Source organism: Bacterioplanoides pacificum (assembly GCF_042648445.1).
In the GTDB taxonomy this organism is placed as follows: Bacteria; Pseudomonadota; Gammaproteobacteria; order Pseudomonadales; family Oceanobacteraceae; genus Bacterioplanoides; species Bacterioplanoides pacificum.
Window position 1 is genome coordinate 144337 of the sequence record NZ_JBHRYB010000005.1, and the last position, 16755, is coordinate 161091.

Here is a 16755-nt window from a genome sequence, read left to right on the forward strand (position 1 = left end):
ATACGTTAATGGGCGGTGCTGTTGGCGGCAATGATTGCCTGGGCATCGGCCAGAGAATGGCGTTGTGGGTCCAGCTGACTGATCAGGCTGAGGCGTTGTTTGCTGTCTTCCAGTTCCGCCAGTAATAAGGCTAACTGGCCTTCGAAGGCCTGGTCGATGGCATCGTACAGTGCCTGTGCCTGGTTTTTGGATTCAGCGCTGTTGGATTCGCGCAGGGTTTTCAGACAGGCTAAAGCTATCTGGTGGTAGGCTTGATCTTTGTTCACGTCGGGCTCCTGAAAAACACTGCTGTCCATACGGCCTTCCGCTGGACAGCCAGTCGCTCATGATAACGCAGCCTGAGTTGATGGGAAGGGTTATCGTGTCGGGAAGTGTTATTCGCAGCGGCCGGGCAGACCGCTATAACGCGAACCAGGTGAGCTGATCGGCCGTCAGGGCTTTTGACAATACATCGCCGCTGAGCCAGTCGACATTGCTCTGATGAGCCGCGGCCAGCTCTTCGGTGGTATTGATATCCGGCGCATAAATCATCAGGTCGTGATCGTGGATACGTTGCAGCAAACGACGGCTCTGAGGCAGGGATTTACTGTTGCGCATATTGGATAAAAACTCCGGCGCCAGCATGACTCCCTGAATCGGCAGGGATAAAATCTGCCGGGAGTTGAGAAAGCTGCGGCCGAAGTTAGCCATAACCAGCTGACAACCGGCTTCATGCCAGGCTGAGCGCAGCTGCAGATCCGCAGCGCTGTCGCCCAGAATCTGGGTTTCGCTGGCAATCAGAATAACATGAACCGGGTGCTGTTCGCGTACCCGGTAAAGCGCCCGCAAAAACGCCTGATTGGTCTCATCCGTCCATTCCTGAGCATCACAAATCAGTGGGAAATCACCGCTGAAATCAGCTTGCCAGGCCTGCTGTAATGCCAGCATCCAGTGTTGCCAGCTTTGTTCATCCTGCAGGCTGGTCGGGGCTAATAAGGCGACAACTTCACCACGCTGGCTGAACAGCGGCCGTACCCGGTAGGTTGCCTGCTGGTTGTCTTCTTTGTCTGCCTGGTGGCTGCTGCTATCGTCGGCAATTGCTGCTTGCTCCTGCGCCGGCGGCAGTCCGAGTTTTTGTCGTAACCATTCCCGCCATTCAGCCTGTTGCTGCGGTTTGCTTTCGATCTGCAAGTCGGGGGTCAGCAGCAATCGTTCTCCCTGAAATCGCACACTGTTGCTGAAGTCTTCTTTAATTTGCTGCAATTGCTGACCGGCGGGGCCGCTGTGGCCGGGAACCAGTACCAGAAATACGTTCAGCTGAGGTGAATAAATTTCGAATTGTTCGTCAGTCGCGGCCTGCAGCCGTTCGTAACAAATGGAGGACAAATCTTTATTGTTCACCTGATCGTCAAAGGTCACCACAATCAGCTCCGGATTATCCCCGGCTTCACTGGCGTCCTGTTCCAGACGTTGCAGGTGGTGGGAACCGGCGTAACGTTTCAGTTCGTCACGGAAGTCTGTGGGCGGGGAAATTTCTTCACCGCAGAAGCGGCACAGGCCAACCCGATAATGTTCACTGACAGAGGTGATGGTCATCCACGCCGGTGCTTTGCTCTGATCGTTACGGAAAAAACTGAAAAAGCCGAGCCAGCTGTTACTGGCTTCGACCTGGGTCGTCACTTCGGCTTCCAGTTCAAAAGGCATGGATGACAGGGTTTGGGCGAATAAGTTAACTCCTACTAGGTCGCTTTCTTCGACCCCCAGCGCCTGACACATCGGTGGGTTGGCCAGCCGGATAACCCAGTTGGCATCGGTCAGTAACAGAGGTTGTTCGCTCTGAATGTTGTGACGCAGATAATGTGCTTTACGCAGCAGCTGATGTTGTTTCAGACCTTCCTGGATGTCGCTGGTGAGCAGCAGGTTGTCCCATGGCTTGGCAACAAAACGATGCACATCACCATTACGCCAGGCCTGTTGCAGTGCCGGGTAATCGACCTGGCCAGATAACAGAATGCGATAGGTGGCAGGTGACAGGCGGCGAACCTGACGGCACAGCGCCAGGCCATCCTCGCCGGGCATCTTAAAGTCGGTGACCAGTAGATGAATGTCTTGCTGGTCGATGATGTCCAGCGCTTCGGCGGTATTCGCTGCCTCAAATATACGATACTGGCCGGAACGCAACATTCTGCGTATGGCTTGCAAAATGCCGACTTCGTCATCGACCAGCAACAGGTTTCTCTGCATAGCTACCTCGAATGGCCCACCAGTGAGATATTTCGGAGTGTTACCTGATTACTGTAGTCGTTTGTAAGTCGTAGCGACAGTGACTTAACTGGCTTTCAGGCAAAATTGCTACAGAAATCAGGGTTTTTATATCGCTTTTTTGTTTTCACGGTTTTTCGCCTTGCAATCACACAGGTCTATCTATACTGACATATAAGTATCCTGTTGAGTTGAGAGTGCGTGGTGAGGGATAAACAAGCTTTAACAACCGGCGAAGTGGCGAAATATTGCGGTGTGAATTTCCGAACCGTCATTCGCTGGATCGAACGTGGCCATCTGGAAGCTTATAAACTGCCGGGACGTGGTGATAACCGTATTCCGGTGGAAAGTTTTGTCGCTTTCCTGAAGGGCAACAATATGCCGATTCCCGATGATCTGGCACTGGGTGGCAAGGTATTGTTGTTATTTGCCGAAAACAGTAATCAGTCGGTTGAGATCGCGTCGGCGGCTCGCCGGGCGGGTTGGGATGTGATGGTGACAGCCGACCCGGTGCAGTTTGGTTTTCTGATCGCACAGCAACAGCCGGGTGCTATCGGCGTCAGTGCCGACAAAGACCGGGCATCGGTCGAAAAAGTGCTGAAGGATCTGGATGGGCGGGAAATCGTATGTCTGTGTTTTGACAGCGGCGCTCATAAAGAAGCCGAATATCAGCATCATTGGTTGTATTATCACTGGCCGGATGATCAGCAGGCGCTGATTAACTACCTGACCAGCGATGTTGCCGCCTGACTTATTCTGAGCCAGGCGTATTCTCTGTCCGTTACAGCACACTGCCATAAGGAATAAAGCGATTATCGGTTTTACTTTTGAGTAACCTGATAAAGTTTTTTTCCGGAAGTTGATGAGTTTGCTTCAGAAAACGGAATATCCAGATTGCCGGATTTTTATCACCGGCCTGCCAACCATTCAGTTTGACTTCTGCCAGGGTATAAAAAAGCGCCAGTTTCAGGCGTGATTCAGCTTCCAGCTGTTTAATAACAGGCAACCACTGTGCTTCGCTGAGCTGAATCCAGCTGCGGGCTGCAGCCAGATCATCTGCACTGAGAAACTGATCCAGATCGTCATGCTGCTCCAGTTCAGCGGAAAGTGCCGCCAGTTTTTCTACCAGTGTCAAGTCGGGGCCTGCAGGCAGGGTGTTAGCCGGTTGCCAAACATCAACCATTGCGGTGTACCTTGTTCGCTCGAAAAGAGAGGCAAGGATATACTAAAGCGCAGACCGGGAAAATTGTCATCGAACATCCATACCGGTTGAGGGTACTTTGGTCAGATTATTTTAACGAGAGAACACATGAGCGATATTTATGCCGATATCCGGCCGTTTAACGATAATGAAGTCAAAGCGGTGCTGGAGCGGCTGGCGGCTTCTGAAGAGCTGGTTGGTGCGTTGTTAAAGCAACGTTTTCCCGGCTGGCCAGCGGCTGTATTGCTGGCATTGCGGCCGCTGTTTCATTGGCGCCTGCGCGCCCAGCTGCAACGACTGACCTCGGTTGAGAAGTTTCAGATGTGGCTGGAGCCTCAGATTGAACAGTTACTGCAACGCAGCACGTCGGTGGTTGAGGTTTCCGGACTGGAAAATCTCGACCCGGGGAAAGCCCATGTCTGGATTTCCAACCATCGCGATATCGCCATGGACCCCACTATGATCAATTATTCACTGCATCAGGCCGGTTGGCCCACCAGCCGTATTGCTATTGGTGATAACCTGTTGCAGAACCCGGATGTCGCAGATGTGATGCGGCTCAATAAAAGTTTTGTGGTGAAACGCAGTATCGCGAATAAACGCCAGAAACTGCGTGAACTGCAACGCCTGTCGGGTTATATCCGCCATTCTGCTGAACAGGGACAATCGGTCTGGATTGCCCAGCGTGAAGGGCGGGCGAAAGATAACCGTGATAAAACCGATACCGCCGTATTAAAAATGCTGGCATTACATGGCCGCGAACGGAATGAGTCGTTCGCTGAAACCATGCAGCAGCTTAATCCGGTGCCGGTGTCGATTCAGTATGAGTGGGACCCTTGTGATCAGCTGAAAGCGGCTGAGCTGGTCGCTGTGGCGCAATGTGGTGATTACAGCAAAGCTGACGATGAAGATGTGCGCAGCATTCTGCTTGGGCTGACCGGCCAGAAAGGGCGCGTAAAAGTGAATTTCGGGCAGCCGCTGGCCACGGCTCAGTTGCAGGATGCTGATATGATGGCTGCCGCTATCGATCAGCAAATAGCTGAAATGGCCGAAATCTGGCCGGTTCATCAGGCGGCACTGAGTCTGTTGCGTCAGCAGTGGCCACAACACGACTGGCCGGAACTGGCGGATAACAGCGATATTGCTGCGAAACGACAGCAGTTATTGCAGCGCCTGGCGGGGAATGACGATGTTATTCGTCGTCAGATGCTGGAAAATTATGCTGCGCCGTTATTACTCCCGGTTGCACCGTAGTCATGATATTTATGGGACAAAAGGAACGCTCACCCGCTATGAATTACCTGAAACCTGCGTTGATTCTGCTGACAACCGGTTTGCTGACCGCTTGCCCGGATCTGGGCATTGAATACAAAGATAAAAATGAAACCATTGAGGTGAATTATTACAAGCAGCCCTGCAGTGATAATTCAGCGTCCCTGTGTTTTTCGGTGAAAGACAAAAGCAGTGGCGACGCTTACGCGGTGTTTAATAATCTCAGTGGTTTCAGTGCTTATCAATGGGGCGAATATCACACTATCAAAGTGGAAACCAGTTTTGCTAAAAATGGCAAAGCGGACAGTTACCGCTTTATTTCACTCGAGAAAAGTACTGCTAATGACAATGCCTTCAGTCTGACGTTACACGGCAAAAGTGGCATCATCAGCGCCGCTGATTCGGATAAAACCAGCTGGACACTCGGGGGCGAAAAAACCTTCAGCAGCAGTGCAGAGCAGGGAGCGGCGATTAATCAGGCAATTGCCGACAATCAGGTACTGCAGCTGGAATTTACCGCTGCGGATGATCAGCTGACGCTGAATAAAGTCCTGTGTGCAGCGGCTGAAAATGATTTTGCCAGTGAATGCGAAGGAGTCAGCCAGGCGCAATGGACGGTACGCCATTTTCAGAGTGACTGTAATTATAATGACCCGCGTTTGTGTCTGGTATACCGCACCAACAGCTCGGACGACTGGGAACTGTTGCGCACCACTTCGTCCGCTATCCGCGATTTTGAACCGCAGTGGGGTAATCAGTACCAGATTGAGGTAGAAAAAACACTCAGTGCCGGGGGGCAGCTGGTATCCGCGCGGCTGAAAGAAAATGATGAAAACCCGACCGCCGTTACCGGCAGCAGCAATACCTTTTTGTTTGTACTGAATGCTGCCAACCTGCCGGCAGCCGACAGTGATAATAAAATTGCCTTATACGATGGCGGCCAGCTGATGTTGTGCGACAGTCGGTGCAGTGATATCAACGGTGCACGGGATGATGATCATATGTTGCTGCTGCGTGGTTATGTGGAATCCGGCGAGGTTGTGGTTCAGGCGCTGGTGTGTAATGAAAATCGTGGCAGCGATTTTGATGACTGTGTGGCTGACCAGGCTGATGACATCAGCTGGTGGCCGCCGTCTGCCTGACCTGCCAGCTGACTTCCAGATTGTGTTGCTCGTCGGTCAGCCACATCTGCCCCTCATCCAGCGTCACCTGCAGTTTCATATTACGCTGTACCATCGCTGCCAGTATCGCTTCGTCAGCCGGCTGTAGCTGAATCACTGATAAATTGTTAAACCGTGTCAGCGCATGCTCATGTTGTTGCCACCAGATATCGGCCGGACGTTGCTGGAAGCCGGCGATCACCACCTGACTGGCACGGCCACAGGCTTTTCGCACCCGCTTTTCATCCGGTTGTCCGAGTTCAATCCAGAGCTCAGTGTCGCCGGTCAGGCTTTTTTGCCACAAATCCGGTTCGTCGTCGTTACTTAAGCCACGGCTGAATTCCAGCTGCTCGCTGGCATACAGGCAAAAGCACAATAACCGAATCATCATGCGTTGTTCCGTTTCGGACGGATGCAGTGCCAGTGTCAGTGAATAGTCCTGATAATGGTGACGGCGTAAATCCGAAATCGACAGGTGGGTTTTATAAATAGTGGCCGACAACGCCATAAGAGCTCCGCAGAATAAAAAGGATTTGGTCATATTGTATCGGAGTATCTGAAATCACGCTGGGCATTGCAGATGGACTACCTGGTGCAGGCTTATGAATGGATGATGTTAAGCCGTACCTTTGATCGGAAAGCGGTGGCGTTGCAGCGTACCGGTCAGCCGTGTTCTCTGGCCCAGACTTCCAGCATCAGCCGTACCCGGTCGTCACAGGTTTGTTCTGACAGTTGCAGATTGTCACGCACTTCACTGATGATGCCCGGGTCGGCGATATCCTGCTGGTAAGCGGATATTTCAACACCGACGTCACGGCCGCAGGCGTCGTAGAGTTTTTCCAGCAGCTGTTCGGTGCGCTGCAGATCGTCACAGGCAAGGTGGGGCTGCTCCAGGTCGTGTTCCAGCTCACGTAACACCGACCAGCAGGTTTCTCCACGCTGATACAAGGTGTCCTGGCTGATGCCATGCAGATCCTCCAGTGCATAATCCCAGTCCTGCCAGTCATCCTCCGGCTGAATCAGCGTGGTTTTAATACTGCCGTCGGCCAGCGACCAGGCGATGGCGACCGGGTGAGCCTGGTCTTCCCAGGAGCTGCCATCAACGGCTAAAAAGTGAGGGTAATTCACGCTGGCCTCTGTACGATTGACTGAAAGGCGCGAATGTACGGTGTCATTCGGGTTTTGACAAGGTACCCAGAGTAAAATACTGGGTTGCCTGACGGGCATTTACCGGCCGGCCAAAATAATACCCCTGCGCCAGGTCGCAGCCGTGACTGACCAGAAACTCGGCCTGTTCTAATGTTTCTACGCCTTCGGCGACCACCAGCATGCCGAGATTTCTGGCCAGGGCAATGATGGAGGAGGCGATGGCTTTATCAGCATTGCTGCTGGCCAGATCTTTAACGAAGGTGCGGTCAATTTTGATCGCATCGACCGGCAGGTTTTTCAGATAATTCAGTGATGAAAATCCGGTACCAAAATCATCCAGATAAATACAGACGCCATGACGTCGAAAGTATTCCAGTACGCTGCGGGCACTGTTCAGATCCTGCATTAACAGACTTTCGGTAATTTCGATGGAAATCAGCTGGTCAGGAACCTGCAGGCGGGTCAGGGTTTCAACGATGTCGCGCTCAAAATCCGGCAGCAGGAATTGTTTGGGTGAAATATTCACGCTGATATTGCCGTGAAACCCCTGGCGGTGCCAGATTTTGGCTTGTTGTGCTGCCTCTTCCAGTACCCATTGGCCGATATGGCCAATCATGCCGGCGTCTTCGGCGATGCCGATAAAGCTGTCGGGCGGGATATAACGGCCATTGGCCTGAGGCCAGCGTAATAATGCTTCAAAGCTGTGCAGCTTACCGCTTTGTTGCTGGCTGGCATCCTGCTGCAGATACACTTTGGGCTGATAAAATAACTCCAGTTCGTCGTTTTCCAGCGCGCGGCGCAGATTGGTTTCCATAGTGAGCCGGTGTTGGGCGATACGCTCCAGGGATGGAGTGAAAAAATGGAAGCGGTTTTTACCGTTCTGTTTGGCGCGGTACATGGCGATGTCGGCGTTTTTTAGCAGAATTCCCGCATCTTCACCGTCGTTGGGGTACAGCGCAATGCCCATCGATGCGCCAATAAAAAAGCGCCGTCCGGAAAGCATAATCGGTTCGTTCAGGGTGGCCAGAATACGCTCTGCCAGCCATAACGCTTCTTCCTGAGACTTTATCGCATCGAGTACCGCCACAAACTCATCACCACCAATCCGGGCCAGCGTATCGCTGTTGCGGATGCGGGTGTTCAGCCGTTTACTGACTTGCAGCAGTAAGCCATCCCCGGCCTCGTGGCCGAGGCTGTCATTAATCGTTTTAAAGGCATCCAGGTCGAGATAACACACTGCAAAGCGGTGTTTATGACGTTGTGCCCGTTGGATGGCCTGCTCCAGCCGGTCCATTAACAGGATGCGGTTGGGTAATTCCGTTAAGGCGTCGTGACGTGCCTGGTGGGCGATGGTTTGTTCCTTTTCACGAACTTCGGTGATATCCCGCAACATCCAGATATAACCGGCAACCGGGTCATTACAGGCGTAGGCTTCAATCCAGCGGCCATCGTTACACTGATATAACTGGTGACAGGCAGCCCCTGGTTTGCGGTTAAGGTCATCGACCTGTTGTTGCAACAGCTCTGGCTGGCGTAAATAACTTTGCGAATTGGCCATCAGCTCAACAAAGGTCATATGGCTGATACCTTCTTCATTCAGGCCATTGATCTCCAGGTAGAGCTGGTTATAAACGATCGGGATACCGTGATGATTAACCACCAGTACGCCTTCCTGGGAGGCATTCAGGGTGGCGTTCAGAATCTGAAACGATTGTTGCAATGCCTGTTCTGAGGCTTGTTGTTCTTTCAGATTCAGGCTCAGTTTATGGTTACGTTCCAGCAGTTCTTCGGACGTCAGTTGCAGTGAACGCTCGAGCATTTCACGATCAGTATCGGCTTGCTGATAGGCGCGGTCGACGGCCGTCAGCAGGGCGTTGATGGTATCTGGCAGCGGCTGCTGACAGTGGCGTTTCAGTTGGCGCTTCAGTAAGCGGTGCATGCTTATTCCTGCTCAGCGAAAGTCGTGATCGTCATGGTCTGGTTATGCAGGTTACACGGCCCCAAACCCATATACGGTGCTATTTCTCCGTACGAATAAAAGCCTGCATGAGGGATATCTCGCCGCAGAGTTTCCGACAAGGTTTCCAGTTCCTCGTCAACCAGTTGTTGTAACACGGAGCGGCGGCCAACGCAGCTGATCAGCAGGGCGAATTCAGGCCGCAGGCTGGTGGCATTGCGGCAGGCCTGCTGAGCGGCTTCGTTACCAAATATCAACACCAGTTGTGGCGTATTATCGGGCAGGGCGGGGGTGATATGGCCCTGTTGCCAGCAATGTTGGCTGATCTGCATCACATCTCTCCGGTCAGGGCGGGGCCCGCCCGATGCCATAAGTCCACCTGAAAACAGGCTTATGTCAGTGTAGCAGTCAGCGGAGATTTTGTTGCCGGGGAATCAGCCGCGGCCAAGCTGCCGCAGATGATTGTAGTGGCCGCGCAGCGCCGCAGGTAAGCTGGGATAACTGCGCAGGGTCAGGTTGCGTTGCTGACATTCCTGGCGTAGCAGTTGGTGCAGCTGCGGATAGTGAATATGACTGACCCGCGGAAATAAGTGATGTTCGACCTGGAAATTCAGGCCACCCAGTGCCCAGGTTATCCAGCGGCTGTGGGTGGCGAAGTCGACGGTGGTTTTGAGTTGGTGTTCGGCCCACTCATGTCCCATCTGGCCGGCCTGGCCTCCTTGCTGCTCATCACTTTGTGGACGCGGGAACTCGGCTTTATCGACCACATGTGCAAGCTGAAAAACCACTGCAAATAAAAAGCCCAGCACCGCATGCATCAGCAGAAAGCCACTCAGGGTCAAAGACCAGCCTAATACACTGGCCGGTAGCAGCAGGTAAAGGGCAAGATACAGGGCTTTGGAAAACCAGAATTCCAGATGATCAGCCAGTGTCATGGCCTGACTGAAAGGACGGGTCGCTATTTTGCGGCTGAAGTAGGCTTTGTAATCGAGTACAAAAAACCAGAACAGGCTGGTCAGCGGGTACAACATCCAGGCGTAAATATGTTGCCAGCGATGAAAGCGGTAACGTGGCTGATTCGGACTCATACGAAATAAGCCAAAGGCATCGATGTCTTCGTCGATTTCATCAACGTTGGTAAAAGTGTGGTGATTACGATTGTGTTTCTGTGCCCAATAAAAACGGTTGGAACCAATCAGGTTAAAACTCAGTGCCGCAATGCGGTTAACGCTGCGCGAACGGCTGAACGATTCATGGGCACCGTCGTGCATGATATTAAATCCGACCAGCGCGGTAGCAATACCATGGCCGATCCAGGCCAGCCAGTTCCAGCCGGCGGGTACGACAAAGATAGCGGCAAAACTGCTGATAAATAACAGGCTGATGACCGCGGCCTTACGATACAGTGCCGGATTACCGCTTTTATGGCTGTGCTGTTGTTTAAAGTACTGGTTAATACGCTGGGATAAGCCCTGATAGAGCTCACGCTGACCGCTGGGAAAGTGGATCGAATTCATTGTTATTATTTGCTGGTTTACCGCTTTATTGTGCTCATGCTAACGGAAAGCAGCCGTGGGGGGAATGTTCAATTTTTCCAGTGGCTGCTTCCCGGTGCCGGATCGGAATCAGCTATCAGGAACAAACTGCTCGTTTTGTTCGCGGGTCTTTTTGCGGAAAGCGCGTGGCGACATCCCCAGCCAGCGACGAAAAGCACGACCAAAATTGGACGGATCGTTATACCCCAGTTGCTGGGCAATATCTTCTACCGAGCGGTTGCTCTGCAATAACATCTCCATTGCCTGTTCCCGCCGGGCTTCGTCAATAATTTTCTGGTAAGTGGTGTTCAGCTGGGCCAGCTGACGGTTAATGGTGCGTGGGCTGGACTTCAGCCGGCCAGCCATCAGAGTTAAGGTCGGGAACGCCTGCAGTTGTTCCAGCTGCTGGCGGATCTGAGTGACCAGGTCCTGACCGCGGTCCAGTTCAGCCAGCAGCTTCTGACACTCTGCCTCAGCCATGCGGCGGGCGGTGGTATTGGCGGTGGATACCGGAATCTCCAGCATATAAGACGGAATACACAGCTGATTGTGTGGCTGGTGGAACATCACCGGCACCCCCAACAGTTGTTCGTAGCAGGACGCCGGCCGCGCTGGTGCTTCGGTAAACTTCACCATAGCCGCCAGTTCTTCACGGTTCTGAGTCAGAAAGCGGGCAATGGTGACAAAGGTCGACATAATATTCTGCACCACAAAAGAGAATGTGGTGGGCATCGCCGCCAGGCGATTGATCTGAATAATGGCGCTGTCATCTTCCTGCATAAACCGGATATCGGCCAGCAGCGTACGGGTGCGGGCATAACGAATCGCCAGTGACAGCGCATCGCCCAGAGTATCGGATGCCATAATGGCAAAGCCGAGAAAACCGTGGCTGGAAATATTCATCCGTTTGCCGTGCTCCAGCCCCAGTAGTGGGTCGCCACTCAGCGCCAGCGCATTTTCCACCACCTTATGATATTGCAGCGGTGAAATGTATTCGTTGGCCGACATCAGGGTACGGGCGGTCAGCCCGGTGCCCTGAGCCAGTTGTGCAGCATTGATTCCCTGCAGGGCTAACATTTCGATCAGTTGCGATAAATATTCAGTTGCAATAAATGGTCGGGAAGCGGCACTGCTATGGGACATAGAGAAGGCGTCGGATGTTTGGGTGGCGTGGAATGACCGGAATCATGTCACGATTTCCTCTTTAACTCAATGGCACTTTGGTTCATAGTGCGGCCTATTAAAAAAATAATCAGACCTTCACCCGGCCAATGGCCAACTCCATACCACAGGCGTCTGCCGGGTATCTGGTTTTCCTGTAATCCGCATTGGGGAGACAACACAAGTGGAAGCATCTTTCTGGGATGGTAAACGCGCACCGGGCGTAATGGACACCATCAATCTGAACGAATACGACGCCGTCGTTGAAGTGATTGAAAACTCGTTTAAGCGTTATGCCGACCGTCCGGCGTTTACCAGCATTGGTTATACCCTGACGTATCGCCAGATTGACGAATACAGCGCGGCATTTGCAGCTTACCTGCAGAACCACACCAGCCTGAAACCAGGCGACCGTATTGCGATTCAGATGCCAAACGTGCTGCAGTTCCCGATTGCGATGTACGGTGCTTTGCGTGCCGGTATGGTGGTGGTTAACACCAACCCGCTGTATACCGAGCGGGAGATGAAACACCAGTTTAACGACTCCGGTGCCAAAGCATTGGTGTGTATGGATGTATTCGCCAAATCGGTCGAGAACATCAAAGATGAAACCGGCCTGAAGCATATTATTGTGACATCGCTGGCGGATATGTTGCCATTACTGAAACGTACCGTGATTAACGCCGCGGCCAAATACGTGAAAAAAATGGTACCGGCTTACAGCCTGCCACAAGCCGTATCTTTCCGTAAGGCGCTGGCTCAGGGTGGCAAATACAATGGTTTCCAGCCGAACTATATTAAAAACCCTGACGACACCATTATTCTGCAGTACACCGGCGGCACCACGGGTGTTGCCAAAGGTGCTGAGCTGACCAACCGTAACCTGATTGCCAATATGATGCAGGCGCGTGCCATGCTCAGCCAGGTGGATGACAAAGGTCAGCCGATTAAACCGGAAGGTGGTGTGAAAATTGTGGCGCCGCTGCCGCTGTACCACATTTATTCATTCACTGTGCATCTGATGGCGCTGTTCGAACTGGGCGACCACAGCATTCTGATTGCCAACCCACGTGATACCGATATGTTTGTGCGTATGATGAAGCCGCACCAGCTGACCGGCATTATTGGCCTGAACACCTTGTTTGTGTCGCTGATGGCACACCCGGAATTCCGTGCCATGGACTTCAGCAAACTGCGCCTGACGTTATCCGGTGGTACTGCACTGGTCGACGACACCGCTAATCGCTGGAAAGAAATGACCGGTTGCGGCATTTCAGAAGCGTACGGGTTAACCGAATGTTCGCCAGCGGTGTGTATGAATCCGGCGGGTGGCCTGGAGCGTCAGGGCACGGTAGGCCAGGCGGTTCCGGGTACTGCGCTGAAATGTATCGATGACGAAGGTAACGAAGTACCACTGGGTGAACGTGGCGAGTTATGTGTTAACGGCCCGCAGGTGATGAAAGGTTACTGGAACCGTCCGGAAGCGACCGCCGAATCCTTTACTGCTGATGGTCAGTGGTTACGTACCGGTGATGTTGCGGTGATCGACGAAGATGGTTTTGTTAAAATTGTTGATCGCATCAAAGACATGATTCTGGTCTCCGGCTTTAACGTTTACCCGAACGAAATTGAAGATGTGGTTGCTGCTCATCCGGCGGTTGAAAATTGCGCCGCAATTGGTATTGATGATGATAAAACCGGTGAAGCGGTTAAGTTATTCATCGTCGCCAGCGACAGTAATGTCACGGTTGAAGAGATTCGTAACTTCTGCCGTGAAAAGCTGACGGCCTATAAGGTGCCGCGTCATGTGGAATTCCGTGACGAACTGCCGATGACGCCGGTGGGTAAAATCCTGCGCCGTGAATTAAAAGATGAAGAAGCGGCAAAACAGAAGCAGGCAGAACCTGCCTGATATTCCCCAGACTGAATAACGCCGTGTTATTCAGTCGTTGACGGTGAAACAGAAACGCTCGTTGTTGTCAGATAACGGGCGTTTTTTTATGGCCCGTGATGGGGGGTGAGGTTGCTGCAGCTAACCGAACTGACATAACACAACGGCCGTTTAGCCAATGGCCTGCTGGCAAACAACGGTAAAAATAACGTGGTTATTCCAATGATAATAATTTTTTAGGATGCACCATGATTCAGTACAAGGCTCCGGTTAAAGATATTAAATTCCTGATGAACGATGTGTACAGGTTTCAGGAACACTACAAAACCATTCCCGGTGGTGAGGAAGCAACGCCGGAAATGGTCGATATGATTTTAGAGGCTGCGGCGTCGTTCTCTGAGGATGTGATTGCACCGCTGTATCAGAGCGGTGATAAAGGCTGTCGTTTTGAAGGGGGTGAGGTGCAAACCCCGGCGGGCTTTAAAGAAGCGTATCAGATGTATGTCGAAAACGGCTGGCAGTCGATGTCGACACCGGTGGAATACGGTGGTCAGGGGCTGCCGATTTCACTGTCGCTGGCCAAGTCGGAAATGATTGGCACCGCCAACTGGCCATGGGGTATGTACCCGGGATTATCGCTGGGTGCCATGAATACCATCTGGATGCATGGCAGCGAACAACAGAAGCAAACCTTTTTTGTGCCGCTGTCGGAAGGTCGCTGGACCGGTACCATGTGTCTGACCGAAGCACAGTGCGGCACCGACCTGGGTCAGGTAAAAACCAAAGCTGAACCGAATGGCGATGGATCGTATTCGTTAACCGGACAGAAAATTTTTATTTCTTCCGGTGAACACGATATGGCAGAAAATATTATTCATATCGTATTGGCACGACTGCCCGGTGCTCCGGCCGGCACCAAAGGTATTTCGTTGTTTATTGTGCCGAAATTCAACGTTAACGACGACGGTAGCCTGGGCGAACGTAATCCGGTCAGCTGTGGTTCGATTGAGGAAAAAATGGGGATTCACGGTTCTTCTACCTGTGTGATGAACTTTGATGCTGCCAAAGGTTTTCTGATCGGGCCGGAAAATAAAGGTCTGATGTGCATGTTCACCTTTATGAATACCGCCCGTATCGGTACCTCCATTCAGGGGGTGGCGTCGGCTGAATTGTCGTTCCAGGGAGCCTTGCCCTACGCCAAAGACCGCCGTTCTATGCGCTCGTTAAGCGGTACGAAAGACCCGGATAAAGTTGCGGATACACTGATGGTGCATCCGGATGTGCGGCGTATGCTGCTGACTCAGAAAGCGATTGCCGAAGGCGGCCGGGCGATGGTGTATCACGCGGCACGGCTGGCAGACCTGATGACCGCCGCTCATAACCGTGGTGATCAGCAGGCTTATGAAGAATACGATGATGAACTGGGGTTTTTAACCCCGATTCTGAAAGCCTTTCTGACCGAGCTGGGATATGAAGCCGCTAACCATGGTGTGCAGGTGTATGGTGGCCATGGCTTTATTAAAGAGTGGGGCATGGAGCAGATTGTGCGTGATGCCCAGATCTCCAAGCTGTATGAAGGCACCACCGGTGTTCAGGCGCTGGATTTATTAGGCCGTAAAATGTTGCTGGGTAAATTTAAGTCGTTTAATCGTTTTGCCGATCAGGTGGCTGATTTCACCAAACATACAAAACGCCCGGAAATGAAAAAAATGGTGCGCAAGCTGAAGCGTAATATGCTTGCCTGGAAAGTGAATAATCTGCGCATCGCTTATAAGGCTTCTAAAAACCGCGATATGGTAGGCTCGGCTTCCGTCGATTACCTGATGTATGCCGGTTATATTGCGATGTCATATTATTGGGCGCAAATGGCAGAAACGGCTTATCAGAAGCTGGAACAGGGCGATGGTGATGCGAACTTCTATAAAGCCAAAATTCAGATGGCGGAGTTTTATTTTAAACGCATGCTGCCGCGTGCTAAAGGTCACGCCAAAATGATGGTGCGCGATCCTAAGTCGTTAATGCAGATGGATGAAGAACATTTTGCCTTCCTGGATTAAGATTTCAGGCTTAATTTGATGATAAAAAAAACCGCATTTTATGATCATAAAATGCGGTTTTTTATGCGCTTTAGCTGAGGCTATTCAGCCGCCTGCTCGAGCTCAGAAAAGGCCATATCGACATCACTGATAACCCGGTTACGGCCGCCGTGTTTGGCCTGATAGAGCGCCTTGTCGGCGCGTTGTACCAGGCTGTCGCGATCGTCATCCCCGCGTAAGGTCGCACAGCCAATACTGGCAGAAATCTGCAGCTCGCCTTTGGGTGCATTAAAGATCAGGGCGGCAATGCTCATGCGGATACGTTCAGCAATGCGTAAGGCACCGGACTGATCGGCACTGCTGAGCATCACCAGAAACTCTTCCCCGCCATAACGGAAACACATATCTGTCTGGCGAATACAGCTGCAAATGCAGTCTGCGGCGTCTTTCAGTACTTTATCGCCTGTGCTGTGGCCGTGCTGATCGTTCACTTGTTTAAAATAATCCAGATCCAGCATTAATACTGACAGCTGCTGGCCATGGCGTTTGGCCAGTTCCAGCTCCCGGCTCAGGGTTTTATCCAGCGCGACGCGGTTGCCGGCACCGGTCAGGGGGTCGCGGAATGCTGCGGCCAACGCTTCGTGATAACGCAGCGCATTACGCATCGGATACACCAGTGTGGTTAACAGACCTTCCAGGTTTGCCAGCTCGTGTTCGCGGAATCGGGTAGAACGATGGAAGGTCAGATCACCCATGTAGTCCTGCTGGGTTTGTAACCGGTAACTGACCGAGTGAGGGCTGGTTTTTCCCTGGCTTTGCAGAATGTTGTTGCCTGCGTGATTGTAGCTTAAACCGTCTACCAGAACCGCCTGCTGAATTTCGCGGAAAAAAATCTCCAGCAGTTGTGACAGCTCCAGCGTGGTCTGTAATTTGCCCGACAGTTTTAGCAACAGCTCCGGGCGCAGATCGGGCTTGGGCGCAAGTTCCCCGATGGATGTAACAGCCTTATCTTCTCGTAATTGTGCGCGGCCGTTGCTGTGTAAAGGACTCACCATGAGCTACCTCGTACCTGGCAAAAAATTCTTACAACGGCAGAAGCTATTTTTGTGCCAGTATTTTTTAAGTGTAAATATCCTTTAAAAACAATAGGTT

At 52.1% G+C, this 16755-nt stretch carries 15 protein-coding genes; 5 read left to right on the forward strand and 10 right to left on the reverse strand.

The window, feature by feature from the left end; all coding sequences use genetic code 11:
* Positions 1–5: 5 nt before the first annotated feature.
* Together ACFOMG_RS05285 and ACFOMG_RS05290 are read right to left on the reverse strand one after the other, a co-directional pair.
* Positions 6–266 (reverse strand): hypothetical protein, encoded by a 261-nt coding sequence (locus ACFOMG_RS05285; protein ID WP_376865234.1) that lies wholly within the window; start codon positions 264–266, stop codon positions 6–8.
* 133 nt (positions 267–399) lie between these two features.
* Positions 400–2223 carry a response regulator gene (locus ACFOMG_RS05290; protein WP_376865236.1) on the reverse strand — a complete coding sequence of 608 codons (1824 nt, stop codon included), beginning with the start codon at positions 2221–2223 and terminating at the stop codon, positions 400–402.
* Positions 2224–2496: 273 nt separating this feature from the next.
* Here ACFOMG_RS05290 and ACFOMG_RS05295 point away from each other — a divergent pair, with 273 nt between their 5' ends.
* Entirely contained in the window at positions 2497–2991 is a 495-nt protein-coding gene (locus tag ACFOMG_RS05295) for a hypothetical protein (protein ID WP_376865237.1), read from the forward strand.
* A gap of 31 nt (positions 2992–3022) precedes the next feature.
* Here the strand turns inward: ACFOMG_RS05295 and ACFOMG_RS05300 are convergent, their stop codons facing one another.
* Positions 3023–3424, reverse strand: coding sequence for a hypothetical protein (locus ACFOMG_RS05300; RefSeq protein ID WP_376865238.1), 402 nt, complete (start codon positions 3422–3424; stop codon positions 3023–3025).
* A gap of 126 nt (positions 3425–3550) precedes the next feature.
* Between ACFOMG_RS05300 and ACFOMG_RS05305 the strand changes: the two genes are divergently transcribed.
* Together ACFOMG_RS05305 and ACFOMG_RS05310 are read left to right on the forward strand one after the other, a co-directional pair.
* Positions 3551–4696: a 1-acyl-sn-glycerol-3-phosphate acyltransferase gene (locus ACFOMG_RS05305; protein ID WP_376865239.1), complete on the forward strand. Its 1146-nt coding sequence runs from the start codon at positions 3551–3553 to the stop codon at positions 4694–4696.
* 38 nt (positions 4697–4734) lie between these two features.
* The gene (locus tag ACFOMG_RS05310) at positions 4735–5856 is read left to right on the forward strand and encodes a DUF4377 domain-containing protein (RefSeq protein ID WP_376865240.1); all 1122 of its coding nucleotides are present in this window, start codon (positions 4735–4737) and stop codon (positions 5854–5856) included.
* Here ACFOMG_RS05310 and ACFOMG_RS05315 read toward each other — a convergent pair.
* The 6 genes from ACFOMG_RS05315 to ACFOMG_RS05340 all read right to left on the reverse strand — a co-directional run bounded on the left by ACFOMG_RS05315 (position 5831) and on the right by ACFOMG_RS05340 (position 11658).
* Positions 5831–6382 (reverse strand): YaeQ family protein, encoded by a 552-nt coding sequence (locus ACFOMG_RS05315; protein ID WP_376865241.1) that lies wholly within the window; start codon positions 6380–6382, stop codon positions 5831–5833. The genes ACFOMG_RS05310 and ACFOMG_RS05315 overlap by 26 nt on opposite strands.
* 155 nt (positions 6383–6537) lie before the next feature.
* Positions 6538–7002: a hypothetical protein gene (locus ACFOMG_RS05320; protein WP_376865242.1), complete on the reverse strand. Its 465-nt coding sequence runs from the start codon at positions 7000–7002 to the stop codon at positions 6538–6540.
* Between the two features lie 43 nt (positions 7003–7045).
* On the reverse strand, positions 7046–8962 hold the full coding sequence (locus ACFOMG_RS05325) for a putative bifunctional diguanylate cyclase/phosphodiesterase (protein ID WP_376865243.1): 1917 nt from the start codon (positions 8960–8962) through the stop codon (positions 7046–7048).
* Between the two features lie 2 nt (positions 8963–8964).
* Entirely contained in the window at positions 8965–9312 is a 348-nt protein-coding gene (locus tag ACFOMG_RS05330) for an FIST C-terminal domain-containing protein (protein WP_376866202.1), read from the reverse strand.
* A gap of 102 nt (positions 9313–9414) precedes the next feature.
* Positions 9415–10497, reverse strand: coding sequence for a fatty acid desaturase family protein (locus ACFOMG_RS05335; protein WP_376865244.1), 1083 nt, complete (start codon positions 10495–10497; stop codon positions 9415–9417).
* Between the two features lie 108 nt (positions 10498–10605).
* On the reverse strand, positions 10606–11658 hold the full coding sequence (locus tag ACFOMG_RS05340; protein ID WP_376865245.1) for an AraC family transcriptional regulator: 1053 nt from the start codon (positions 11656–11658) through the stop codon (positions 10606–10608).
* Between the two features lie 202 nt (positions 11659–11860).
* Between ACFOMG_RS05340 and ACFOMG_RS05345 the strand changes: the two genes are divergently transcribed.
* Positions 11861–13588, forward strand: a complete 1728-nt coding sequence (locus ACFOMG_RS05345) for an AMP-binding protein (protein ID WP_376865246.1) — start codon at positions 11861–11863, stop codon at positions 13586–13588.
* 227 nt (positions 13589–13815) lie between these two features.
* Positions 13816–15624 carry an acyl-CoA dehydrogenase C-terminal domain-containing protein gene (locus ACFOMG_RS05350; RefSeq protein WP_376865248.1) on the forward strand — a complete coding sequence of 603 codons (1809 nt, stop codon included), beginning with the start codon at positions 13816–13818 and terminating at the stop codon, positions 15622–15624.
* Positions 15625–15704: 80 nt separating this feature from the next.
* Here ACFOMG_RS05350 and ACFOMG_RS05355 read toward each other — a convergent pair whose 3' ends face one another.
* Positions 15705–16658, reverse strand: coding sequence for a GGDEF domain-containing protein (locus ACFOMG_RS05355; RefSeq protein WP_376865250.1), 954 nt, complete (start codon positions 16656–16658; stop codon positions 15705–15707).
* Positions 16659–16755 lie beyond the last annotated feature (97 nt).

Coding starts and splice junctions, on each gene's coding strand:
- ACFOMG_RS05290 (WP_376865236.1), bottom strand. CDS start 2,223: ATGCAGAGAAACCTGTTGCTGGTCGATGACGAAGTCGGCATTTTGCAA.
- ACFOMG_RS05300 (WP_376865238.1), bottom strand. CDS start 3,424: ATGGTTGATGTTTGGCAACCGGCTAACACCCTGCCTGCAGGCCCCGAC.
- ACFOMG_RS05305 (WP_376865239.1), top strand. CDS start 3,551: ATGAGCGATATTTATGCCGATATCCGGCCGTTTAACGATAATGAAGTC.
- ACFOMG_RS05310 (WP_376865240.1), top strand. CDS start 4,735: ATGAATTACCTGAAACCTGCGTTGATTCTGCTGACAACCGGTTTGCTG.
- ACFOMG_RS05315 (WP_376865241.1), bottom strand. CDS start 6,382: ATGGCGTTGTCGGCCACTATTTATAAAACCCACCTGTCGATTTCGGAT.
- ACFOMG_RS05325 (WP_376865243.1), bottom strand. CDS start 8,962: ATGCACCGCTTACTGAAGCGCCAACTGAAACGCCACTGTCAGCAGCCG.
- ACFOMG_RS05330 (WP_376866202.1), bottom strand. CDS start 9,312: ATGCAGATCAGCCAACATTGCTGGCAACAGGGCCATATCACCCCCGCC.
- ACFOMG_RS05335 (WP_376865244.1), bottom strand. CDS start 10,497: ATGAATTCGATCCACTTTCCCAGCGGTCAGCGTGAGCTCTATCAGGGC.
- ACFOMG_RS05340 (WP_376865245.1), bottom strand. CDS start 11,658: ATGTCCCATAGCAGTGCCGCTTCCCGACCATTTATTGCAACTGAATAT.
- ACFOMG_RS05350 (WP_376865248.1), top strand. CDS start 13,816: ATGATTCAGTACAAGGCTCCGGTTAAAGATATTAAATTCCTGATGAAC.
- ACFOMG_RS05355 (WP_376865250.1), bottom strand. CDS start 16,658: ATGGTGAGTCCTTTACACAGCAACGGCCGCGCACAATTACGAGAAGAT.